The 21,202-nt window shown below is 70.7% G+C and carries 22 protein-coding genes and 1 tRNA gene; 11 read left to right on the forward strand and 12 right to left on the reverse strand.

The genetic code is table 11. The features are described from left to right. The 5 genes from TSO352_RS30885 (at position 1) to oxlT (ending at position 4,762) form a co-directional block, all read left to right on the forward strand. Positions 1 to 990, forward strand: coding sequence for an ABC transporter ATP-binding protein (locus TSO352_RS30885; RefSeq protein WP_109111107.1), 990 nt, complete (start codon positions 1 to 3; stop codon positions 988 to 990). Then, positions 990 to 2,012 carry a peptide ABC transporter ATP-binding protein gene (locus tag TSO352_RS30890; RefSeq protein WP_109111108.1) on the forward strand — a complete coding sequence of 341 codons (1,023 nt, stop codon included), beginning with the start codon at positions 990 to 992 and terminating at the stop codon, positions 2,010 to 2,012. The genes TSO352_RS30885 and TSO352_RS30890 overlap by 1 nt, the downstream gene beginning before the upstream one ends. A gap of 130 nt (positions 2,013 to 2,142) precedes the next feature. Further along, complete coding sequence (locus TSO352_RS30895) at positions 2,143 to 2,631, forward strand: YajQ family cyclic di-GMP-binding protein (protein ID WP_109111109.1); 489 nt, start codon at positions 2,143 to 2,145, stop codon at positions 2,629 to 2,631. A 193-nt stretch (positions 2,632 to 2,824) separates the two neighbouring features. Continuing rightward, entirely contained in the window at positions 2,825 to 3,217 is a 393-nt protein-coding gene (locus tag TSO352_RS30900; RefSeq protein WP_109111110.1) for a hypothetical protein, read from the forward strand. 249 nt (positions 3,218 to 3,466) lie between these two features. Further along, entirely contained in the window at positions 3,467 to 4,762 is a 1,296-nt protein-coding gene (gene oxlT, locus TSO352_RS30905) for an oxalate/formate MFS antiporter (protein ID WP_109111111.1), read from the forward strand. Between the two features lie 17 nt (positions 4,763 to 4,779). On the opposite strand, the gene TSO352_RS30910 is transcribed toward oxlT, so the two are convergent. From TSO352_RS30910 to TSO352_RS30920, 3 genes are all read right to left on the reverse strand, one after another. Continuing rightward, positions 4,780 to 5,670 carry a S49 family peptidase gene (locus TSO352_RS30910; protein ID WP_109111112.1) on the reverse strand — a complete coding sequence of 297 codons (891 nt, stop codon included), beginning with the start codon at positions 5,668 to 5,670 and terminating at the stop codon, positions 4,780 to 4,782. Between the two features lie 65 nt (positions 5,671 to 5,735). Further along, positions 5,736 to 6,482, reverse strand: coding sequence for a methyltransferase (locus TSO352_RS30915; RefSeq protein WP_109111113.1), 747 nt, complete (start codon positions 6,480 to 6,482; stop codon positions 5,736 to 5,738). After that, a complete protein-coding gene (locus TSO352_RS30920) occupies positions 6,479 to 6,685 on the reverse strand; it encodes a DUF2007 domain-containing protein (RefSeq protein WP_109111114.1) in 207 nt (68 codons plus the stop codon). The genes TSO352_RS30915 and TSO352_RS30920 overlap by 4 nt, the downstream gene beginning before the upstream one ends. Before the next feature lie 100 nt (positions 6,686 to 6,785). Between TSO352_RS30920 and TSO352_RS30925 the strand changes: the two genes are divergently transcribed. Further along, positions 6,786 to 7,802: a polyprenyl synthetase family protein gene (locus tag TSO352_RS30925; protein WP_109111115.1), complete on the forward strand. Its 1,017-nt coding sequence runs from the start codon at positions 6,786 to 6,788 to the stop codon at positions 7,800 to 7,802. Positions 7,803 to 7,944: 142 nt separating this feature from the next. After that, positions 7,945 to 8,021, forward strand: a tRNA-Pro gene (locus tag TSO352_RS30930). A 60-nt stretch (positions 8,022 to 8,081) separates the two neighbouring features. Here the strand turns inward: TSO352_RS30930 and TSO352_RS30935 are convergent. After that, entirely contained in the window at positions 8,082 to 8,861 is a 780-nt protein-coding gene (locus tag TSO352_RS30935) for a metallophosphoesterase (protein ID WP_109111116.1), read from the reverse strand. Between the two features lie 118 nt (positions 8,862 to 8,979). Further along, positions 8,980 to 10,404, reverse strand: a complete 1,425-nt coding sequence (locus TSO352_RS30940) for a tetratricopeptide repeat protein (RefSeq protein WP_109111117.1) — start codon at positions 10,402 to 10,404, stop codon at positions 8,980 to 8,982. A 121-nt stretch (positions 10,405 to 10,525) separates the two neighbouring features. Between TSO352_RS30940 and TSO352_RS30945 the strand changes: the two genes are divergently transcribed. Further along, on the forward strand, positions 10,526 to 11,788 hold the full coding sequence (locus TSO352_RS30945; protein ID WP_109111118.1) for an ABC transporter substrate-binding protein: 1,263 nt from the start codon (positions 10,526 to 10,528) through the stop codon (positions 11,786 to 11,788). 258 nt (positions 11,789 to 12,046) lie between these two features. On the opposite strand, the gene TSO352_RS30950 is transcribed toward TSO352_RS30945, so the two are convergent. Next, positions 12,047 to 12,691, reverse strand: coding sequence for a trimeric intracellular cation channel family protein (locus TSO352_RS30950; RefSeq protein ID WP_109111119.1), 645 nt, complete (start codon positions 12,689 to 12,691; stop codon positions 12,047 to 12,049). Between the two features lie 75 nt (positions 12,692 to 12,766). Further along, positions 12,767 to 13,327 (reverse strand): hypothetical protein, encoded by a 561-nt coding sequence (locus tag TSO352_RS30955; protein WP_109111120.1) that lies wholly within the window; start codon positions 13,325 to 13,327, stop codon positions 12,767 to 12,769. A 193-nt stretch (positions 13,328 to 13,520) separates the two neighbouring features. Between TSO352_RS30955 and TSO352_RS30960 the strand changes: the two genes are divergently transcribed. Beyond that, the gene (locus TSO352_RS30960; protein WP_109111121.1) at positions 13,521 to 15,968 is read left to right on the forward strand and encodes a heavy metal translocating P-type ATPase; all 2,448 of its coding nucleotides are present in this window, start codon (positions 13,521 to 13,523) and stop codon (positions 15,966 to 15,968) included. Beyond that, on the forward strand, positions 15,965 to 16,363 hold the full coding sequence (gene cueR, locus TSO352_RS30965) for a Cu(I)-responsive transcriptional regulator (RefSeq protein ID WP_282183910.1): 399 nt from the start codon (positions 15,965 to 15,967) through the stop codon (positions 16,361 to 16,363). The genes TSO352_RS30960 and cueR overlap by 4 nt, the downstream gene beginning before the upstream one ends. Before the next feature lie 157 nt (positions 16,364 to 16,520). Here the strand turns inward: cueR and TSO352_RS30970 are convergent, their stop codons facing one another. Together TSO352_RS30970 and TSO352_RS30975 are read right to left on the reverse strand one after the other, a co-directional pair. Continuing rightward, positions 16,521 to 16,718 (reverse strand): hypothetical protein, encoded by a 198-nt coding sequence (locus TSO352_RS30970; protein WP_109111122.1) that lies wholly within the window; start codon positions 16,716 to 16,718, stop codon positions 16,521 to 16,523. 3 nt (positions 16,719 to 16,721) lie between these two features. Continuing rightward, entirely contained in the window at positions 16,722 to 16,907 is a 186-nt protein-coding gene (locus TSO352_RS30975) for a hypothetical protein (protein WP_109111123.1), read from the reverse strand. 174 nt (positions 16,908 to 17,081) lie between these two features. Here TSO352_RS30975 and TSO352_RS30980 point away from each other — a divergent pair, with 174 nt between their 5' ends. After that, complete coding sequence (locus TSO352_RS30980) at positions 17,082 to 18,521, forward strand: MFS transporter (protein WP_109111124.1); 1,440 nt, start codon at positions 17,082 to 17,084, stop codon at positions 18,519 to 18,521. Positions 18,522 to 18,536: 15 nt separating this feature from the next. Here the strand turns inward: TSO352_RS30980 and TSO352_RS30985 are convergent, their stop codons facing one another. The 3 genes from TSO352_RS30985 to TSO352_RS30995 all read right to left on the reverse strand — a co-directional run bounded on the left by TSO352_RS30985 (position 18,537) and on the right by TSO352_RS30995 (position 21,035). Further along, the gene (locus TSO352_RS30985; protein WP_109111125.1) at positions 18,537 to 19,124 is read right to left on the reverse strand and encodes a PRC-barrel domain-containing protein; all 588 of its coding nucleotides are present in this window, start codon (positions 19,122 to 19,124) and stop codon (positions 18,537 to 18,539) included. Between the two features lie 79 nt (positions 19,125 to 19,203). Next, on the reverse strand, positions 19,204 to 19,812 hold the full coding sequence (gene metW / locus TSO352_RS30990; protein ID WP_109111126.1) for a methionine biosynthesis protein MetW: 609 nt from the start codon (positions 19,810 to 19,812) through the stop codon (positions 19,204 to 19,206). 20 nt (positions 19,813 to 19,832) lie between these two features. Then, the gene (locus TSO352_RS30995; protein ID WP_109111127.1) at positions 19,833 to 21,035 is read right to left on the reverse strand and encodes a homoserine O-acetyltransferase; all 1,203 of its coding nucleotides are present in this window, start codon (positions 21,033 to 21,035) and stop codon (positions 19,833 to 19,835) included. Between the last annotated feature and the right edge of the window lie 167 nt (positions 21,036 to 21,202).

The following is a 21,202-nucleotide window of genomic DNA, read 5'->3' on the forward strand; positions in this document are numbered from 1 at the left end:
ATGCCTCTTCTCGACATCAAGAACCTGTCGGTCGAGTTCACCACCCGCGCCGGAACCTTCCGCGCGGTGGATGGGATCGACCTGACCGTGGACGAGGGCGAGGTCGTCGGCATCGTCGGCGAATCCGGCTCCGGCAAATCGGTGACCTCGCTGGCGGTGATGGGGCTGCTCGGCTCCAACGGCCGGGTGGTCGCCGACCGCATGATGTTCGGCGGCCGCGACCTGCTGACCATGCCGCCGGCCCAGCGCCGGGCGATCACCGGCAAGGACGTCGCCATGGTCTTCCAGGAGCCGATGACCAGCCTCAACCCCTGCTTCACCGTCGGCTTCCAGATCATGGAGACGCTGCGGGTGCATGAGGGGCTGTCCGGCAAGCCGCTGCGCAACCGGGCCATCGCCCTGTTGGAGCAGGTCGGCATCCCGGCGCCGGAAACCCGCCTGTCGGCCTTCCCGCACCAGCTCTCCGGCGGCATGAACCAGCGCGTGATGATCGCCATCGCCATCGCCTGCAACCCGCGCCTGCTGGTGGCGGACGAGCCGACGACGGCGCTGGACGTCACCATCCAGAAGCAGATCCTCGACCTGCTGGTCCAGCTGCAGCGCGAACGCGGCATGGCGCTGATCCTGATCACCCACGACATGGGCGTGGTGGCGGAAACCGCGCAGCGCGTCGTCGTGATGTACGCCGGACAGGTGGCGGAGACGCGGCCGGTGGCCGCGCTGTTCGAGCGGCCGCGCCATCCCTACACCGGCGCGCTGCTCGACGCGCTGCCGGAACGGGCGCTGGGCAAGCGCCGGCTGCCGACGATCCCCGGCATGGTGCCGGGCATCGCCGACCGGCCGGCCGGCTGCCTGTTCAGCCCGCGCTGCCGCTTCGCTGACGACCGCTGCCGCGCCGAGCGCCCGGCCCTGTACGATGTGGACGACGGGCGGGCGCGTTGTTTCTACCCACTTCCCGATGGCGTTCCCGCCGTCGAGGGGGCGCTGTGATGAGCACCGAAACCAACACCCCCGCCCAGGCCCCGGCCGACGGCTCGCCCGACCGCTCGATCGTGCTGGAGGCGCACAACCTGCGCAAGCACTACGCCGTCAAGCGTGGCGCCTTCAAGCCGCTGGCGACGGTCAAGGCGCTGGACGGTGTGTCGTTCCAGCTCCAGGCCGGCTGCACGCTGGCGGTGGTCGGCGAGTCCGGCTGCGGCAAGTCGACGCTGGCCCGTTCCGTCACCATGATCGAGCCGCCGACCTCGGGCCAGCTGCACTATGACGGCCGCGACGTCGTCGGGCGCAGCGCCGCGGAGATGAAGGAGCTGCGCCGCACGGTGCAGATGGTCTTCCAGAATCCCTATGGCTCGCTGAACCCGCGCAAGACCGTCGGTTCGATCCTGACCGAGCCGCTGGTGATCAACACCGACATGGGCAAGGACGAGCGGCGAGCCCGCGCCGTCGCCATGATGGGCAAGGTCGGCCTGCGCCCCGACCAGATCGACCGCTACCCGCACATGTTCTCCGGCGGGCAGCGCCAGCGCATCGCCATCGCCCGCGCCCTGATGCTGAACCCGCGCGTCGTCGTGGCGGACGAGCCGGTGTCGGCGCTCGACGTGTCGATCCAGGCGCAGGTGCTGAACCTGATGATGGATCTGCAGGAGGAGCTGAACCTCGCCTACCTGTTCATCTCGCACGACCTCAGCGTGGTGCGGCACATCGCCGACGCGCTGATGGTGATGTATCTCGGCAAGCCGGTCGAGCATGGCGACAAGGACGTCGTCTTCAACCGGCCGCGCCACCCCTACACCCGCATCCTGCTGGCCGCCACGCCGCGGGTGAACCCGCATCTGCGGGTCGAGCGGGTGGTGCCGAAGGGCGAGCTGCCGTCGCCGCTGAACCCGCCGCCGGGCTGCTCCTTCCACAAGCGCTGCCCCTACGCGACGGAGCGCTGCGCGGCGGAGGTGCCGGCGCTGCGTCCGGTCGACGACCGGCTGGTCGCCTGCCACTACGCCGAACAGATGGACTGACGCCCGTCCGGTCTGGGCCGATGGGGCCAGGACGGTAGGACCAAGGCGGCTGTTGAGTATGACGGCCGCCTTCTTTACGGTGCGGGCCATCCATCCTTATCCGCGTTTGTCCATCAGGGAGAGTGCCGCCATGCCGTCGTTCGACATCGTGTCCGAGACGGACGTCCACGAGATCGACAACGCCCTCGCCGGCGTCCGCCGCGAGATCGAGACCCGCTTCGACTTCAAGGGGTCGAAGTGCACGGTCGAGCGGACCGAGAACGAGATCGTGCTGCTGGCCGACGATGCGCCGAAGCTGGCGCAGATGCAGGAACTGCTGCGCGTCTACGTCACCCGCCGCAAGCTTGACGCCGCGGCGCTGGACTTCACCGCCCAGCCGCAGCGTGCCGCCGGCGACGCGCTGCGCCACACCGTGACGATCAAGCAGGGAATCGCGCAGGACTTGGCGAAGACCATCGTCAAAGGGATCAAGGACAGCAAGATGAAGGTCCAGGTCTCGATCCAGGGCGACGAACTGCGGGTGACCGGCAAGAAGCGCGACGACCTTCAGGAGGCGATCGCCTTCGTCAAGCGGATGGGCATCGAACAGCCGCTTCAGTACCAGAACTTCCGCGACTGACCGGCGCCGGCAGAGGGCTCCCGGCGGCCGGCAACGCTTGCCGACCGCTGGGAATCTTCTGCCGGGCGGCTGGGAATTTTTTGCCGGGCAAAAGGCCGCAGGCGTGCTGCGGCCGTTGCGGCGCCTGACCCCCGCCAGTGGCGTGATTTTTGCGTGACCCTTGTGGTTCGCCGCAAGCCACAGGGGTTGTCCCATGTCGATGATGGCCAACAGCGAGGCCACGCAAGCCATGCGCATCCGGGCGGAAGACGTCCTGGAGCGCAAAGGGACGTCCGCGTCCCGGCAGGCGGGTGCGCTGGCCGGCCAGTTCGCGGCGATGCTGGAAACCCTGAACGGCGTCGGCGAGGCGGCCGGCGGCACCGACGGCAGCGGGGTGGTGGCGAACGCGCAACCCGCGGTCCGGCTGGGCGTCGGCGCCGTCACCCTGTTCGCCCAGGACGAGGGCGGCGGTACGGCCGCGGCGGCCGTCCCCGATCCGCAGGACCCCACCACCGCGGTGCAGGTGGTGCAGAGCGCCATCCAGTCCGGCGACGGCGCCAACTACCGCTGGCTGACCACGCTGCTGACGCAGAACTCCGCCGCCTGACGCTCGCCTCAACGCTGAGCCAAGCGTTGCGCGAATGGCTGCTCCCAGAAGAAAACCAGCGTTTTCAACACTTTCCACGATGCGGGAAAGGATCGCGGATTCGGTATCTGGTATTTGGGATACGGATTGTTGAGGTGCACAGTCATGTCCGAACGGCGCCAGGCCGCGGTGCAGGACCGGGGGTGATCCGAAGCGGGATCGCCGCCCCACCGCCGGCCGGGCGCCCCCACGCTCAATGGGACTTGGGGCATGACCACAGAGACGACCGAAGACCGCGGTCTTCTTCACAACAAATGGTTCCAGCTCAGCGTCGGCCTGCTGTGCATGGCGATGATCGCCAACCTGCAATATGGCTGGACCCTGTTCGTCGACCCGATCGACGCCAAGCACGGCTGGGGCCGCGCGGCGATCCAGATCGCCTTCTCCATCTTCGTCTTCACCGAAACCTGGCTGGTCCCGGTCGAGGGCTGGTTCGTCGACCGCTACGGCCCGCAGGTCGTGGTGCTGGTCGGCAGCCTGCTGGTCGGCGGCTCGTGGGTGATCGACAGCCAGGCCACCTCGCTGCCGATGCTGTATCTGGCGGCGGTGGTGTCGGGCGTCGGCGCCGGCTGCGTCTATGGCACCTGCGTCGGCAACGCGCTGAAATGGTTCCCGCAGCAGCGCGGTCTGGCCGCCGGCATCACCGCCGCCGGCTTCGGCGCCGGTGCCGGCGCCACGGTGATCCCGATCGCCAACATGATCGCGTCGCAGGGCTACGAGCACACCTTCCTGGTCTTCGGCATCGGCCAGGGGCTGGCGATCTTCGCGCTGTCCTGGTTCCTGCGCAAGGCGCCGAAGTCGGACGGCCCGGCGCGCAAGGGCAACCTCGTGCAGACCAAGATCGACTACGCGCCGGCCCGCGTCGTCCGCACCCCGGTGTTCTGGCTGCTCTACATCATGTTCGTGATGGTGGCCTCGGGCGGCCTGATGGCGGCGGCGCAGATCGCGCCGATCGCCCACGACTTCCACGTCGCCGATTCGCCGATCAACCTGTTCGGCCTCGTCCTGCCGGCGCTGACCCTCGCCATCTCGATCGACCGCGTGCTGGACGGCGCCGGCCGGCCCTTCTTCGGCTGGGTGTCGGACCGCATCGGCCGTGAAAACACCATGTTCATCGCCTTCGGCACCGCGGCGCTGGCCATCATCCTGCTGACGCAGCTCGGCCGCAACCCGGTGCTGTTCGTGGTGTTCACCGCGATGTTCTTCTGCGTCTTCGGCGAGATCTACAGCCTGTTCCCGGCGACGGCCGGCGACACCTTCGGGTCGAAGTTCGCCGCGACCAACGCCGGCATGCTCTACACCGCCAAGGGCACGGCGGCGCTGCTGGTGCCGCTCAGCAGCCTGATCGCCAGCCATTTCGGCTGGCACGCCGTGTTCTACATCGCCGCCAGCTTCAACCTGGTCGCCGCGGTGCTGGCGCTGTTCGTCCTCAAGCCGCTGCGGGCGAACTTCCTGCAGGCGGACGACTACGGCCTGCAAGCGGTCGGGGCCACCGCCGAGCGCTGACGCCGACCGTTGAGCCGCTACAGCCCCAGCCGCGCCCAGACCAGCCGGTCTTCCAACGCGGTGAGGGCGGCGGTCGGCAGCGCCTCCGCCACCTGGTCCAACGCCCCGGCCTGCAGCGCCGGGGCGTCGCCGCTTCCGGCCCGCAAGCCCAGCCGCCGCATCAGCCCGCGCTCCGGCTGGACCACGCGCAGCCGCACCTTGTCGCCGAAGCGGCCGCGCAGCACCGCGCGCAGGTCGCCCAGCCCGTCGATCAGCCCCAGCCCCAGCGCCCGGCGGCCGGCCCAGAAGGCGCCGGAGAACAGCTCCTCCTCCGATCCGGTCAGGCGGGTGCCGCGCCGGGCGCGGACCATCGCCTTGAACGCCTCGTGCACGTCGGCCTGCAACGCCTTCAGATGGGCGACGCCGTCCTCCCGCTCGGGCGAGAAGGGGTCGAGCAGCACCTTCTTGTCGCCGGCGGTGTAGAGCCGCCGTTCGATGCCGTGCTTCTCGATCAGCGCGTGCAGCCCAAATCCCGACGACACCACGCCGATCGACCCGACGATGGAGCTTTCATCGGCCCAGATCTCGTCGGCGGCGCAGGCCAGCCAGTAGCCGCCGGAGGCCGCCGCGTCCTCGCAGAAGGCGAAGACCGGCAGCTTCTTTTCCTCCGCCAGATCGCGGATGCGCTTGGCGATCAGCGCCGACTGGACCGGCGACCCGCCGGGTGAGTTGATGACCAGGGCCACCGCCTTCTGGTCCTTGGGCGCGAAGGCGCGCTCCAGCAGCGGGGCGACCGCCGCGAGGCTGAGGCCGGGGCGGAAGGCACCGCCCTGGCCGATGACGCCGGACAGGCGGACGACGGACACCAGCGGCCCGGCCTTGCGCCAGGGGCCGAAGGGGAGTTTGGCGAGGAGGGATTGCAGGCTCATGCCGGCAGAGATGGGAACGAAGTCCCGCGTTTCAAAGATGGTCCCGGTCAAAGATGGCGGCGGCGCTAAAACGCCAGCGCCGCGGCGTCGCGCAGCACCCGTTCCGCTGCCGCGCTGTAGCGCCCGTCGGCCTCGTGCACGGTGACGCCGGCGGTCAGCCGGGCAGGGGCGCGGCCGCCCTTGCGGGCGATCACCAGCAGCCTTTTCGCCTCCTGCCCCGGTTTCGGCCACAGCGGCACCAGGACGAGGCTGCCGAATCGGCGGCGCAACGCCGCCAGGATGTCGTCGATCCGGTCGGCGCGGTGGACCAGCGTCACTGTGCCGCGGGGCTTCAGCATGACGTCGGCGAAGCGCAGCCAGTCGGCCAGTTGCGCCGGTCCCTCGACGTTGGCGGCGGCCTTCCAGGCGTCGGGTGGGTGGCTCGCCGCCGTCGCCTTCAGGTAGGGCGGGTTCATCATGACACGGTCGAATCCGCCGGGGCCGAGCGCCGGCGGCGGGTCCAGCAGGTCGCCCTCCACCACGCTGACCCGGTCGGCCAGCCCGCTGAGATCGGCGTTGCGCCGGGCGAAGGCGCAGGCGTCGGCGCGCTGCTCCAGCCCGACCACACGGACCCCCGGCACGCGGGCGGCGAGGCACAGCGCCGCCGCCCCGGTGCCGGTGCCAACGTCCAGAACCCGTTCTCCATCAACGGCGGCGGTGACGGCGGCCAGGAACACCGGGTCGATGGCGGCGCGGTAGCCGCCCTCCGGCTGGGTCAGCCGGACCCGGCCGTTCAGCAGGAAATCCGTCCGGAACGTGCACGCCTCGCTCACGCCTCGCCGGCCTCGCGCAGGATGCGGACGGCGCGGACCGCGTCGTCGGAGTCGACCATCAGCCGGCGCGGGATGGCGCCGATCGACCCCTCCAGGATGCTGGTGTGGGTGTCGAGGACCAGCGCCTCGATCCCGGCATCGGCCAACAGGGCTATCAGCCAGGACAATCGGACGGGATCGGTGGTTCGAAGCAGTTCTGTCATGGCGTCTCGAAAGAACGGCGGCCTGCGGGCTTGACCGAACAGGCTAGGCCGTTATGCTCCCTAGCGCAATTTCTGGCGTCAATCACCCGTGGAGTCGACCTTGGCGGTCGTGACCAACTTCGAGCCCAAACGGCGCAAGTCCAACCCGCTCGACGACCTGACCGCTTTGGTGGCCGAGGACCTCAGCGCCGTCAACCAGATCATCCTCGACCGCATGCAGTCGTCGGTGGAGATGATCCCCCAGCTCGCCGGCTATCTGATCGCGGCCGGCGGCAAGCGCCTGCGCCCGGTCCTGACGCTGGCGGCGGCCAACATGTGCGGCTACAGCGGGGAGCATCACCGGCTGCTGGCGGCGGTGGTGGAGTTCATCCACAGCGCCACCCTGCTGCACGACGACGTCGTCGACGAAAGCGACCTGCGCCGCGGCATGGCCTCGGCCAACGCGGTGTTCGGCAACAAGGCCAGCGTGCTGGTCGGCGACTTCCTGTTCTCCCGCGCCTTCGAGATGATGGTGGAGGTGCAGTCGCTCGACGTGCTGCGCATCCTGTCGGGCGCCTCGGCGATCATCGCCGAGGGCGAGGTGCTGCAGCTCCGCACCACCAACGACACCGAGACCAGCGAGCAGGCCTACCTCGAGGTCATCAAGGGCAAGACCGCCGAGCTGTTCGCCGCCGCCTGCCGCGTCGGCGCCGTCGTCGCCAACCGGCCCCAGGCGGAAGAGCTGGCGCTGTACGACTACGGCATGAATCTCGGCATCGCCTTCCAGCTCGTCGACGACGTGCTCGATTATTCGGCCCTGCAGGCCAAGCTGGGCAAGAACGTCGGCGACGATTTCCGCGAGGGCAAGATCACCCTGCCGGTGGTCCTGGCCTTCCGCCGCGGCAACGACGAGGAGCGCAGCTTCTGGCGTCGGGTGATGGAGGATCTCGACCAGAAGGACGGCGACCTGGAGCAGGCGCAGTCCCTGATGGCCCGTCACAACGCCCTGAAGGACACGGTGGAGCGGGCCCGCCACTACGGCGCCATCGCGCGTGACAGCCTGGGGCTGTTCGCCGACGGGCCGATCAAGCAGGCCCTGCTGGAAGTCATTGATTTCGTGATCGATCGCGATTTCTGACCGCTGGATCGGGGGGCGAAGCGGGGCCGGCCGGGACGTTGGAAACTTTTTGGGCAGGACGCGTTTTTTGCGTTGCGCACCCCGGGCGGACCGTTTATACACCCGCTCCACCGGCGGACGACACGCCCGCCGGCGACGCGAACGGAGAGTAGCTCAGCCTGGTAGAGCACTGCTTTCGGGAGGCAGGGGCCGGAGGTTCGAATCCTCTCTCTCCGACCAATACGAACAAGGGCTTCCGGAGAAATCCGGGAGCCCTTGTTCGTTTCGGGGTCCGCTTCCTCAGATCGTGCAGAGGAACCGCCGCTGCGTCCCTTCCAGCACCAGGGCGGTCAGGCGGTTGGTGGCGTAGGCGCCGGTGTCGATGCCGATGCGGTTGGGGCGCAGCTCCGGTTCCGCGGCGATGGTGTGGCCGTGGACGACGATCTTGCCGTGGTCGGCGCGCGAGGTCAGGAAGGCGTCGCGGATCCACAGGCGGTCCTTGTCCTCCTGGCGGTCGAGCGGCACGCCCGGCCGCACCCCGGCATGGACGAAGTGATAGTCGCCGACGGTCAGGTGGTTGCGCAGGCCGGTCAGGAAGGCGCGGTGGTGGCCCGGCAGCACGGCGTTCAGCAGGCGCTGGGCCTCGCCCAGATGCTCCGTCGGGGCGTCGGGGTCGGGGGCGGGGACGCCGTAGCTTTCCAGCGTCGCGTCGCCGCCATAGGTCAGCCAGCCCGGCGCGACGCGCAGGTCGGACAGGAAGCCCAGCATCGTGTCCTCGTGGTTGCCGCGCAGGAACACCGCGCCGAAGGCCGTCGGCAGCCCGCAGGCCAGCCGTTCGATCACCAGCCGCGAGTCGGGACCGCGGTCGACATAGTCGCCGAGGAAGACGAGGTATTTCAGCAGGTTCGGCGCCTGGTCGCCGTCGCGGGCGATCTGCCCCAGCAGTTGGTCGAGCAGGTCGAGCCGGCCGTGGATGTCGCCCACCGCGTAGACCCGCATGCCGCGCGGGACCGACGCCGTTCCCGCCGGCAAACCGCCGGAAGTGGCTTCCGACCACAGCTTCCGCGCCAAGCTCAACACGCCGTTGTTCTCATATCTGTCATGACCTGCCCTCAGAGCTGTGTCGGCGCCGCCCCGCCGTCAAGAGGTCGCCGCCTGCTGCACCGCGAAAGGGCGATCCGCGTCTCTCTTGCCCCTTTCAGACGTCGAGATCCCTGGACGACAGCAGGGGGCGTCTCAGCCGTCCGGCGGCGATGTCGGCGCGCAGCCGGTCGCCGTCGGCGGCGCGGACGCGCTCCAGCTCCGCCCGGTTGGCCTCGAAGAACGGGTTCTGCTCGGACGAGTTCGCCGGCCGGGCGTGCTCCAGGTGATAGAGCGGCCCCGGCACCCGCTCGACGCTCAGCCCCAGCCGGCGGAACCGTTCGGCGATCTCGTCGTCCTCGAAGCCCCAGGACAGGAAATTCTCGTTGTAGCCGCCGGCCGCCAGCAGCCGTTCGCGGTTGAAGAAGGCGCCGCCGCCCGGCGAGTTGCGGTGCATCAGCGGGAAGCGCGGACAGACGGCGTTCAGCGGCGCCGCCGACAGCGTGTGGCCGAAGCGCAGCACCTCGCGCCCCATGATCCAGAAGAACAGCCCGTTGTAGGGAAAGACCAGCCCGCCGCCGCGCCGCACCGCGTCGCGCGCCAGGACATACTGCACCGGGTCGACCACGATGTCGGTGTCGTGCAGGGCGACGATCGGCGTTTCGGCCGCCTCGACCATGCGGTTGATCAGATGGGCCTTGTGGGTGAAGGGGGTGTCGTTGCCGCGCAGATGCAGGTGGCGGCAGCGGGCGGCCAGCTCCGGCCCCAGCGCGTCGGCGACGTCGCTCGCCCCGTCCTTGTCCTCGCCGATCAGGATGGTGGTGTCGGCGTGCTTCAGCAGGAAGCCGACGATCCAGCGCAGGTTGCGCTTGCGGTCGTCGCTGTCGGCGCGGAAGGGGATCAGCACCGTGGTGTCGCGCAGGTCGTGCCGGCCGTCGGGCAGCCGCGCCGCCATCGCCGCCCGCCGGACGCGGAAGGCGGCGTCCTGCTCCGCCAGCCGGGCCTGCGACAGCGTGTCGTCGGGGGCCAGCGCCAGCGCCATCTCGTAGAAATGCACCGCCGCCCCCGGCCGGCCCAGCTCCGCCTCGATGTCGCCGCGCTGGCGCCAGCCGGGCGGGAAATGCGGGTGGCGGCCCAGCAGGACGTCCAGCGCCGCCAGCGCCTCGTCCAGCCGGCCGATGCCCTGCAGCGATTCGCTGAGATGGTATTCGGCGCTGGGGAAGTCGGGGCGCAGCGCGATGGCGCGGCGGTAGGTGGCGATCGCCTCCTCCGTCCGCAGCGCGCGGTGGTGCAGGGTGCCCAGGTTGAACAGCGCGTCGGCATCGGGCGCCAGTTCCACCGATCGGGCCAGCAGGGGCAGCGCGCCGTCGTCGTCCCCTCGGCGCGCGGCGAGGAAGCCCATCCGGTGCAGCGCCTCGGCGTTGTCGGGATCGGCGTCGAGGACGCGGCGGTAGAGGACGTCGGCCTCGTCCAGCCGGCCGGCCTTGAGAAGGTCGAGGGCGATGGCGAGCGCTTCGCCGAGGGTGACCGTGCTGGTGGTCATGATGCTGGGTCCGTTGCGTCCTGGGCGGCGGCGACGATTCCACTTTGACACAAGGGGGCGTGCCGGTGGACTCTCCGGTCGACATGTTTCGCCGCGTCCAGCCAAAGGCACCCGTTGCATCATGACCAACGATCATAAGAACCGTTCCATCGGAGGACTCGCCCTCAACCGCCGCCAGCTCGGCCAGGCGGCCGTCGCCGGCGGCGTGCTGGCCGGGTTCGGCCGCGCCCCGGCCTTCGCCCAGGACACGACGCTGAAGGTCGGCGTGCTGCTGCCGCGCTCCGGCCTGCTGGCCCAGGCGGGCCAAGCCTGCCAGCGCGGCGCGGAGATCGCGCCCGCCGTGCTCGCCGACCTCGGCTACAAGGTGGAGGTGATGTCGGCCGACACCGAATCGAACGCCGACGTCGCCCGCTCGCGCACGGAAAAGCTGATCAACGACGGCGCCCACGTCATCGTCGGCGCCTTCGACAGCGGCCAGACCGCCGCCGCCGCCCAGGTCTGCGAACAGCGCGGCGTGCCGCTGGTGATGAACATCGCCGCCGCCGACAAGCTGACCGAGCAGGGCTACAAGACCGTCTTCCGCAACTTCCCGACCTCCACCATGCTGGTGTCGAACGGGATGGCGCTGATGAAGGACCTGTTCGCCGCCACCGGCACGACGCCGAAGACCGCGGTGTTCCTGCACGCCAACGACACCTTCGGCATGGCCAACCGCGCGGCGGTCGACGCGCTGTTCCCGACGCTGAACATGCCGTTCCAGATCCTGGAATCGATCTCCTACGACCCGAAGGCGCAGGATCTGGCGGTCGAGGTGGCGAAGGCCAAGGCGACCGGCGCCGAACTCGCCATCGTCACCACCCGCGCCAACGACGCCATCATGATGGTGCGCGAGATGGTCAAGCAGCGCTGGGAGCCGAAGGGCATCGTCTCCCCCGGCTCGCCCGGCCTGTACGACGAGCAGTTCTACAAGGTGCTGGGCAAGTACGCCGACTACGCCATCACCAACCTGCCCTGGTACGACCCCAAGGCGGCGATGACCAAGCGGGTCGAGGCGGCGTTCAAGAAGCAGTACCCGAACGACCGCTTCGAGGGCTACGCCTTCAACGTCGCCTTCACCTTCGAGGCGATCCTGATCGCCGCCGACGCCTTCAAGCGGGCGGGCACCGCGGAATCGGCGGCGCTGCTGTCGGCGCTGCGCCAGACCAAGCTGGCCGACAAGCTGATGGTCGGCCCGCCGATCACCTTCGACGACAAGGGCCAGAACACCAACCTGATCTCCGCCTGCGTCCAGAACCACAAGCTGCGCCCGACCGTGGTCCTGCCCAAGGAGTCGGCCGAAGCCGACCCGGTCTTCCCGATGCCGGGCTGGGGCAAGCGGGGGTAAGGGTTCGGGACGTTGCAGTCTCCCTCTCCCGCCCCGGGAGAGGGCATGGAGCCGACGGCCGCAGGCCGGGAGAGCGCCGATAGGCGGTCTTAGGCGGAATGCGGTCGCGAGGCTTGCGAGCGACCTCGGGGCCCATGCGGAGCATGGGAAGGGTGAGGGGTAATGCAAGAATCAGGGGCTCCCTGTCCGGATCGCCCCTCACCCTCCCCACCGCTTCGCGGCGGGTCCCCTCCCTCTCCCGGGGCGGGAGAGCCCCCCTCAGCTCCCCGGCGCCCGCGGTGCGCTCCAGCCGCGCAGCACGCTGACGACGCGCAGCGCGAACACCGCCAGCGCGCCGACCACCGCCACCGGCACCGGCGGCAGGTCCAGCCGCTGGCCGGCGATCACCACCACCGCGCCCAGCAGCGAGGCCATGGCGTAGATCTCCTCGCGCAGCACCCGCGGCACCTCGGCGACCAGCAGGTCGCGCATCACCCCGCCGCCGCAGGCGGTCATCACCGCCAGCAGCGCCGCCGGCAGCGGGCTGAGGCCGAAGGCCAGCGCCTTGCCGCAGCCGGCCACCGTGAACAGGCCGAGCCCGGCGGCGTCCAGCACCATCACCGGCTTGCCCAGCCGGTTGATCGGCCTGTGGAACAGGAAGGCGACGGCCCCGGCGGCCAGCGCGGCCAGCAGATAGCGGTCGTCGCCGAGGCTGGCCGGCGGGACGGCGCCGATCAGCAGGTCGCGGAACACGCCGCCGGCCAGCGCCGCCGCCAGCGACAGCACCATCACCCCGAACAGGTCGAGCCGCTTGCGCACCGCCAGCGTGCCGCCGCTGAGCCCGAAGACGAACACGCCGACCAGATCCATCACCATCAGCAGGCTGGACAGGTCGGTCGGCATCGGAATGGGGATCGGCGGCATGGTCGGGGCTCGGGCGCGGTTCGGCTGCCCATGGATTGAGCACGCCCGACCCCGCCGCGCCAAGCGAAACCTCCGCTACACCGTGTCGGGCGCCGACAGCCGGATGCCCATCCGCCGCGCCTCCAGCAGGAAGGCGCGCGTCATCTGCAACAGGTCGGTGCGCCAGTAGAGCTGGGTCAGCGGCTCGTCCAGGAAATCCTCCGGCAACATGGCGTAGCAATAGGTCTCCACCACCCGCAGCTCCGGCTTCCAGGGATCGACGCCGTCGCGCCAGCCGATGGTCCAGCCGGCGTGGCCGGCGCCGATGGCCCAGCGTTCGAAATGCGGGGCGATGGTGTTGCTGTCGATCGGGTCGCTCACCGGCACCTGATAGATCGCGACGAAGCGCCAGACATTCAGTTGAAGCCGCATCAGCAGCGAATCACCGAAGGCGGCGATGCGGTACAGACAGTCGGGGGAGCCGGGGGCGTGGCTGAAGGTGACGCCCGCCCGCCGCAACTCGGCCAGCGGCGTGGCCGACGGGGCGTCGGCCAGCGGCGGGGTCTCATACTCCACGGCGCGCAGGTCCTCGACCACGTCATGGGTCAGCAGGCGGGAGACGCGGCTTTGCGCCTCGTCGATGGTCAGGCGGGTCACGGGCGGCCCCTTCGTTCCGGTTCGCGGGTTGGATGGTCGCGGGGTGGATGTTGGCGGTGTGGACAGGACACGAACGCACCGCCCGGCGCTTTGTTCAGGGCAGTGATGCCGTGTGCGTCGATGCGCCCCTTGACCTTCCAATCGTTGGAAGCCCCATATCTTCCTATGCCGCGGGAAACAGAGGAGAACCGGCATGACCACCACCCAGCAGCACAGCGCCGAACCGGCGGCGGGCTCCCCCCTCAGCGAACTGGATCTCGGGGTGTCGGGCATGACCTGCGCGTCCTGCGCCGGCCGGGTGGAAAAGGCGCTGGGACGGGTGCCGGGCGTCACCGACGTCTCGGTCAATCTGGCGACCGAGCGGGCGCGGCTGACCTTTGCCGGCCCCCCCGACGCCAAGGCCGCCGCCGCCGCGGTCGAGGCCGCCGGCTATCACGCGGAGCGGCGGGAGTTCGACCTGTCGGTGACCGGCATGACCTGCGCGTCCTGCGCCGGCCGGGTGGAGAAGGCGCTGACGCGGCTGCCGGGCGTCGAGTCCGCTGCGGTCAACCTGGCGACCGAGCGCGCCCATGTCGTTGCCTTTGCCGGCAGCGTCGACGCCGCCGCCCTGGCCGCGGCGGTGGAGAAGGCCGGCTACGGCGCCGCTCCGCTCGGGCAGGGCGGCGAGGCGGCGGAGGAGCAGGCGCGGGCCGACCGCGGCCGCCGTGACCTGCACCATGTGCTGATCGCCGCCGCCCTGTCGCTGCCGCTGCTGGCCGGCATGGTCGGCGATCTGTTCGGCGCCCATTGGATGCTGCCGGCCGCGGTGCAGCTGGTGCTGGCCAGCGTCGTGCAGTTCTGGCTGGGCGCCCGTTTCTACCGGGCCGGCTGGAACGCGGTGCGGGCGGGCGCCGGCAACATGGACCTGCTGGTGGCGCTCGGCACCTCGGCGGCCTGGGGCCTCAGCCTCTACCTGATGCTGACCGCGCACCCCGGCCACGAGCCGCACCTGTATTTCGAGGCGTCGGCGGTGCTGATCACCTTCGTGCTGTTCGGCAAGTGGCTGGAGGCGCGGGCCAAGGGCCAGACCGCGGCGGCGATCCGCGCGCTGATGGATTTGCGCCCGGCCACCGCCCGGCTGCGCCGCGACGGCGTCGAGACCGAGGTCCCGGTGGAGCGCGTGCGCGTCGGCGACCATGTGGTGGTCCGCCCCGGCGAACGGATGCCGGTCGACGGCCGGGTGGTCGAGGGTGCCGGCGGCGTCGATGAATCGATGCTGACCGGCGAGAGCCTGCCGGTCGACAAGGAGCCGGGCGCCCGCGTCACCGGCGGCTCGATCAACGGCGACGGGCTGCTGGTGGTGGAAACCACGGCGGTCGGCACCGAGACCATGCTGGCGCAGATCGTCCGCATGGTGGAAGGCGCCCAGGCGTCGAAGGCGCCGATCCAGCGGCTGGTCGACCGGGTCAGCGCGGTCTTCGTCCCGGCGGTGCTGGCGATCGCCGCGCTGACGCTGGTCGGCTGGTGGATCGTCGGCGGCGACCTGGAGGTCGCCATCGTCACCGCGGTGTCGGTGCTGGTCATCGCCTGTCCCTGCGCGCTGGGGCTGGCGACGCCGACCTCGATCATGGTCGGCACCGGCGCCGCCGCCCGCCACGGCATCCTGATCAAGGACGCCGAAGCGCTGGAGCGCGCCCATGCGCTGACCGCCGTCGCCTTCGACAAGACCGGCACGCTGACCGAGGGCAAGCCGCGCGTCACCGACCTGATTGCGGCCGAGGGCGTCGATGAGGCGACGCTGCTGCGCCTCGCCGCCGCGCTCCAGGCCGGCAGCGAGCACCCGCTGGCCCACGCGCTGCGCCGTCGCGCCGAAGAGGCCGGCGCCGCGGTGGGACCGCTGACCGACTTCCGCGCGCTGGCCGGCCGTGGCGTCGCCGGCACGGTGGAGGGGCGGGCGCTGCAACTCGGCAACGCCCGCGCGGTGACGGAGGCCGGCTTGCAGCCCGGTGCCCTGGCCGACCGCGCCGAGGCGCTGGCCCATTCCGGACGCACCCTGTCCTGGCTGATGGAGGTCGGACCGGCGCCGCGCCTGCTCGGGCTCGTCGCCTTCGGCGACACGGTGAAGGACAGCGCCCTCACCGCGGTCGCCTCGCTGAAGGCGCAGGGGGTGGAGCCGGTGATGGTGACCGGCGACGGCTGGGGCGCCGCGCGCTCCGTCGCCGCCGCGCTGGGGATCGAGCGGGTGTTCGCCGAGGTGCTGCCGGGCGACAAGGCCGCCGTGGTCGCCACCCTGAAGGGGGAGGGCAAGAGTGTCGGCATGGTCGGCGACGGCGTCAACGACGCCCCCGCGCTGGCCGCGGCGGATGTCGGCATCGCCATGGCGACCGGCACCGACGTGGCGATGCACAGCGCCGGCGTCACCCTGATGCGTGGCGACCCGCGGCTGGTCGCCGGGGCGATCGACGTGTCGCGGCGGACCTACGCCAAGATCCGCCAGGGCCTGTTCTGGGCCTTCGCCTACAACGTGATCGGCATCCCGCTGGCGGCCTCGGGCCATCTCAGCCCGGTGCTGGCCGGCGCGGCGATGGCGCTCAGCTCGGTCAGCGTCGTGGTGAACGCCCTGACCCTGCGCGGCTGGACTCCGCCGGAGGAAACGCGATGAAAGACGGCATGACCATCGGCGACGCCGCGAAGGCGTCGGGCGTCAACGCCAAGCTGATCCGCTATTACGAGTCGATCGGCCTGATCCCGGAGGCGGTGCGGACGGCGTCGGGCTACCGCGTCTACAGCGCGACCGACGTGAACATCCTGCGCTTCGTCAAGCGGGGGCGGACGCTGGGCTTCGGGATCGAGCGGATTCAGAAGCTGGTCGGCCTGTGGAACGACCGCAGCCGCTGCAGTTCGGAGGTCAAGCGCATCGCGCTCCAGCACATCGAGGAGCTGGAGGCCAAGATCACCGAATTGCAGGCGATGCGCGACACCCTGCACGACCTCGCCGACGCCTGCCACGGCGACGAACGCCCGGAATGCCCGATCCTGAAGGACTTGGCGTCATAGCAGACGCTCCCTCTCCCGTCCCGGGAGAGGGAAGGGGCCCGCGAAGCGGGAAGGGTGAGGGGTACGGCAAGAATTGTGAATCCATGTCCGGAATGCCCCTCACCCTCCCGCCTGCGGCGGGTCCCTCCCTCTCCCGGGGCGGGAGAGGGCATGCCGGTCACCGCTTCGTCTTGGGATCGTGCGTGTGGTGGATGTCGCGCTCGCCGCCGCCGCCGGAGCTGCCGCTGTGGCGGGTGTTGGTCGGCTCGCCGGGATGGGGGTGCTTCTCGGCCGGCGGCGCCGGCTTGTCGGCGTTCTGCTGGCTGCTGCCGGGGCCGCCCTGGTGGCGGTCGGTGGCGTCGTGATGCTTGGTCATGCCTCACCGATCCTGTTGATAGCCCTGGTGGGTGGTGTTCTGGCGGGTGTTGCCGGGCTGGCCCTGTTCCTTGGTGTTGGGGGCGCCGCGGTTGCCGCTGCCGTCGTCTGGCGAGGCGCTGGTCGCCGGCTCGCCGGGGCCCTTGTCGCTGCGGCCCTCGGGCGGGACGGGCGGGATGTGCTTGGTCATGGTGGCGCTCCTTTCGGGTGGCTCGCGTCCTTCTCCAACAGGGCGGGGCGGGAGCGGTTCCGGCCCCGGCCCCGGCCCCAGCGGAGAAGCCGAGCCGCCAACTGGGCCAATGCAACGCATGCATGCGAAATTGCTGCGTCGGCGGCACGGCCGGCGCCCTCTATGCTTGGAACCATGCCCGACCTGCCCGCGCTCGACCTGACCCCCGCCCCCTCGTCCGCCGCCACGCCCGTCTCGTCCACCGCCGGTCCGCTGACCGGTCCGGTCGCCGACGGCCTGCCGATCCCCCAGCGCTATTGGGCGATGGCGGCGATGACCGTCGCGCTGATCATGGCGGTGCTGGACGGGGTGGTCGCCAACATCGCGCTGCCGACCATCCAGCGCGAGTTCGCGGTGGACGCCGCCGGCGCCATCTGGGTGGTCAACGCCTATCAGATGGCGGTCACCGTCTCGCTGTTCCCGCTGGCGTCGCTGGGCGAGATCATCGGCTACCGCCGGGTCTACGGCTTCGGGCTGGCGATCTTCACCCTGGCCTCGCTCGGCTGCGCGCTGGCGCCGAACCTGCCGCTGCTGACCGCCGCGCGGGTGCTGCAGGGGCTGGGCGGCGCCGGGATCATGAGCGTCAACCTGGCGCTGGTCCGCCACATCTACCCCTCCACCCATCTCGGCCGCGGCGTCGGCTACAACGCGATGATCGTCGCGGTGTCGTCGGCGGCCGGCCCGACGCTGGCGGCGCTGATCCTGTCCGTCGCCTCCTGGCCCTGGCTGTTCGCGGTCAACGTGCCGCTGGGGGTGGCGGCGCTGGTCGTCGCGGCGCGGGCGCTGCCGGTGTCGGCCCCGGCCGGGCACCGCTTCGACTGGCTGAGCGCGGCGCTGAACGCCGGCACGCTCGGCCTGCTGATCATCGGCTTCAAGGGGGTGGACGGCAGCCAGCCGGCGTGGCTGGTCGCGGCGGAGCTGGCGGCGGCGCTGGCCATCGGCGTGACGCTGGTGCGGCGCGAGCTGGCGCAGACCGCGCCGCTGCTGCCGGTCGACCTGCTGCGCCGGCCGGTCTTCGCCCTGACGGTGGTGACCTCGGTCTGCTCCTTCGCGGCGCAGAACATCGCCTTCGTCGCCTTGCCCTTCTTCTTCGAGGACGTGCTGCACCGCTCGCTGGCCGAATCCGGGCTGCTGATGACGCCCTGGCCGCTGATGGTGGCGCTGATCGCGCCGATCTCCGGCCGCCTCGCCGACCGTTACGAGCCGACCCGGCTGGCGGCGATCGGGCTGGCGCTGTTCGCCGCCGGGCTGGCGCTGATGGCGCTGCTGCCGCGCGACCCGTCGACGCTGGACGTGGCGTGGCGGATGGCGCTGGCCGGTTTCGGCTTCGGCCTGTTCCAGACCCCGAACAACAAGGTGCTGGTCAGCAGCGCGCCGAAGGAGCGCAGCGGCGGCGCCAGCGGCATCCAGGCGACCGGCCGGTTGCTGGGCCAGACGCTGGGCGCCGCGGCGGTCGGGCTGGTCTTCACCGCGGTGGGCAAGGCCGACGGCACGGTGGCGGTGCTGTGGCTGGGCGCCGGCCTGTGCGTGGTCGCCTGCCTGTCCGGCGTCTTCCGCCGGCGCGGCACCGCCTGACCGGTCCCCGGTCGGCTACGGATTGGCGCGGGTGAGCGTCGGCTCGCTGCCGTAGGCGAAGGGCGTCGCCTTGGTCAGCTCGGCCTGGTCCATGCTCAGCGTCAGCCCCTCCGCGCCGTTGGCGAGCGCGCCGACCGGCACGGTGACCAACTTGCTGCCCATCCCCAGCACCTCGTTCGGGGCGACGACGACGTTGCCGATGCGGTCGCCGGTCAGGGTGAAGTCGACGATGCGCCCGCCCGGCTGGCCGTCGGCGGTGCGCAGCTCGGCGCCGACCAGCGAGCGCGCCTGCTGCGGGTCGATGGCGCCCGGCGGCAGCGCCGCCACCGGCGGCGAGTTGGCCGGTGGCGAGTTGACCGGCGCCGCCGGGTTCTGCACCTCGCGCGACGGCGCCTCGCCGCTGACGCCCGGCGGCGAGGTGACGGCGTCGGTCGTCGACTGGTCGTCCGGCCGCGGCGCGGTCATCAGCGGCGGCGGGTTGGCGGTGCCGGGATTGGCCGTGCCGGGATTGGCCGTGGTCTGGGCGGTGGCGGCGCCGGTCAGCAGCAGCGCGGCGGCCGGGACGGCGAGCAGCAGGGGGCGGAGCGTGAGCGGGCGGAGCATCGGGGCAACCCTTCCGTTCGGATGCGGTGTCCCCCTGTAAACAGCGCAACCGCCCCCAGGGTTGCGGCGAAGCGTCGGCTTATCGGTTCCGCCGCAGCAGGAAGACGCCCTGCTCGCCCAGCAGGTTGGCGAATCCGGAATGGGCGCGGCTGGTCACCCGGCCGGCACGGTCGATGATGTGGGTCTGCTCGATGGTGAGGCCCATCTCCTCGGTCAGCACGACGAAGTCGCGCAGCGTGCAGAAATGGATGTTGGGCGTTTCCCACCACTGGTAGCCCAGCTTTTCCGTCACCGGCATGCGGCCGGTCAGCATCAGCTGCATGCGGACCCGCCAATAGCCGAAGTTCGGCACCGAGACGATGGCGCGGCGGCCGATGCGGCACATCATCTCCAGCACGTCGCGCGGACGCCGCATCGCCTGCAGCGTCTGGCCCAGGATGACGTAGTCGAACGCCTCGGCGGGGTAGTCCTTCAGGTCGGTCTCGGCGTCGCCCTGGATCACCGACAGCCCGTGCGCCACGCATTGCCGCACGCCGTCCATGCTCAGCTCGATGCCGCGGCCGTCGACGTTCTTGGCGTGGGCCAGATGGTCGAGCAAAGCGCCGTCGCCGCAGCCGACGTCCAGCACGCGGCTGTTCGGCTCCACCATCTCGGCGATCAGCTTCAGGTCGTCGCGAATGTCCGGCATGGCGGTCGTCGGGCCTCTGGTCAGCGTGCGCGGCGGCGGACGGACAGGCCGCGATGCTCGGCACAGCCCTCCAGGAAGCCGTGGATCACCTGATGGAACTCCGGCTCGTCCAGCAGGAAGGCGTCGTGGCCCTTGTCGGTCTCGATCTCCACGAAGCTGACATTGGCGGCGACCGCGTTCAGCGCGTGGACGATGGCCCGCGATTCGGCGGTCGGGAACAGCCAGTCGCTGGAGAAGCTGGCGAGGCAGAAGCGCACCGGCGTCGTCGTGCCGCCCGGCCGGAAGGCGTTGGCCAGCGACCCGCCGGCGTCGGCGGCGAGGTCGAAGTAATCCATCGCCCGGGTGATGTAGAGGTAGGAGTTGGCATCGAACCGCTCGACGAAGGCCGCCCCCTGGTAGCGCAGGTAGCTTTCCACCTGGAAGTCGGCGTCGAAGCCGTAGGTCACCGCCTTGCGGTCCTGCAGGTTGCGGCCGAACTTGCGGTGCAGCGCCGCTTCCGACAGGTAGGTGATGTGCGCCGCCATGCGGGCGACCGCCAGGCCGGCCTCCGGCCGGGTGCCTTCCAGCAGGTAGTTGCCGCCGCGCCAGCTCGGGTCGGCCATGATCGCCTGGCGCCCGACCTCGTGGAAGGCGATGTTCTGCGCCGAATGGCGGGCGGCGGTGGCGATCGGCACCGCGGCGAACACCGACTCGGGGTAGGCGACCGCCCATTGCAGCACCTGCATCCCGCCCATCGAGCCGCCGACGACGCAGAACAGCTTCTCGATCCCCAGATGCTCGACCAGCAGCTTCTGCGCCCGCACCATGTCGCCGATGGTGACGACCGGGAAGGACAGGCCATAGGGCTGGCCGGTCGCCGGGTCGACGTCCTTCGGCCCGGTGCTGCCCAGGCAGCCGCCCAGCACGTTGGAGCAGATGACGAAATAGCGGTCGGTGTCGACCGGCCGGCCGGGGCCGACCAGCATCTCCCACCAGCCGGGCTTGCCGGTGACCGGGTGCGTTTCCACCACGAAATGGTCGCCGGTCAGCGCGTGGCAGATCAGGATGGCGTTCGACCGGTCGGCGTTCAGCGTGCCGTAGGTCTGGTAGGCGATCTGGAAGCCGCCGATCTCCACGCCGCTGTCCAGCCGCATCGGCCGGTCGACGGCCAGCCGGACGCGCTTGCCCGGAAAGCCGCCCGGAAGGGCGTCTGCGTCGGCCGGGGCGACCGCCGGGGCGACCATGGAGGGGTGTTGCGCGGGCATGGCGGTCGGATCGAAGCCTGAGGAGAACCGGGGGCGGGATCTGTGGCGGAAGCGGAGCGTATAGCTACGAAGCCGGCCTTCGAAGTGTCAACGTTTTCTTTGATTTCCGGGCGCATGCGGACTACTACTATCCGGCTTTGCATTCG

It is taken from the genome of Azospirillum sp. TSO35-2, assembly GCF_003116095.1.
Lineage (GTDB): Bacteria > Pseudomonadota > Alphaproteobacteria > Azospirillales > Azospirillaceae > Azospirillum.

Excerpts from the sequence above, each read along its gene's own strand:
- TSO352_RS30900 (WP_109111110.1), top strand. The coding sequence starts at position 2,825 with ATGTCGATGATGGCCAACAGCGAGGCCACGCAAGCCATGCGCATCCGG.
- TSO352_RS30980 (WP_109111124.1), top strand. The coding sequence starts at position 17,082 with ATGCCCGACCTGCCCGCGCTCGACCTGACCCCCGCCCCCTCGTCCGCC.
- TSO352_RS30940 (WP_109111117.1), bottom strand. The coding sequence starts at position 10,404 with ATGACCACCAGCACGGTCACCCTCGGCGAAGCGCTCGCCATCGCCCTC.
- TSO352_RS30885 (WP_109111107.1), top strand. The coding sequence starts at position 1 with ATGCCTCTTCTCGACATCAAGAACCTGTCGGTCGAGTTCACCACCCGC.
- TSO352_RS30995 (WP_109111127.1), bottom strand. The coding sequence starts at position 21,035 with ATGGTCGCCCCGGCGGTCGCCCCGGCCGACGCAGACGCCCTTCCGGGC.
- metW (WP_109111126.1), bottom strand. The coding sequence starts at position 19,812 with ATGCCGGACATTCGCGACGACCTGAAGCTGATCGCCGAGATGGTGGAG.
- TSO352_RS30960 (WP_109111121.1), top strand. The coding sequence starts at position 13,521 with ATGACCACCACCCAGCAGCACAGCGCCGAACCGGCGGCGGGCTCCCCC.
- TSO352_RS30975 (WP_109111123.1), bottom strand. The coding sequence starts at position 16,907 with ATGACCAAGCACATCCCGCCCGTCCCGCCCGAGGGCCGCAGCGACAAG.
- TSO352_RS30910 (WP_109111112.1), bottom strand. The coding sequence starts at position 5,670 with ATGAGCCTGCAATCCCTCCTCGCCAAACTCCCCTTCGGCCCCTGGCGC.
- TSO352_RS30895 (WP_109111109.1), top strand. The coding sequence starts at position 2,143 with ATGCCGTCGTTCGACATCGTGTCCGAGACGGACGTCCACGAGATCGAC.
- oxlT (WP_109111111.1), top strand. The coding sequence starts at position 3,467 with ATGACCACAGAGACGACCGAAGACCGCGGTCTTCTTCACAACAAATGG.
- cueR (WP_282183910.1), top strand. The coding sequence starts at position 15,965 with ATGAAAGACGGCATGACCATCGGCGACGCCGCGAAGGCGTCGGGCGTC.
- TSO352_RS30945 (WP_109111118.1), top strand. The coding sequence starts at position 10,526 with ATGACCAACGATCATAAGAACCGTTCCATCGGAGGACTCGCCCTCAAC.
- TSO352_RS30970 (WP_109111122.1), bottom strand. The coding sequence starts at position 16,718 with ATGACCAAGCATCACGACGCCACCGACCGCCACCAGGGCGGCCCCGGC.
- TSO352_RS30890 (WP_109111108.1), top strand. The coding sequence starts at position 990 with ATGAGCACCGAAACCAACACCCCCGCCCAGGCCCCGGCCGACGGCTCG.
- TSO352_RS30985 (WP_109111125.1), bottom strand. The coding sequence starts at position 19,124 with ATGCTCCGCCCGCTCACGCTCCGCCCCCTGCTGCTCGCCGTCCCGGCC.
- TSO352_RS30920 (WP_109111114.1), bottom strand. The coding sequence starts at position 6,685 with ATGACAGAACTGCTTCGAACCACCGATCCCGTCCGATTGTCCTGGCTG.
- TSO352_RS30950 (WP_109111119.1), bottom strand. The coding sequence starts at position 12,691 with ATGCCGCCGATCCCCATTCCGATGCCGACCGACCTGTCCAGCCTGCTG.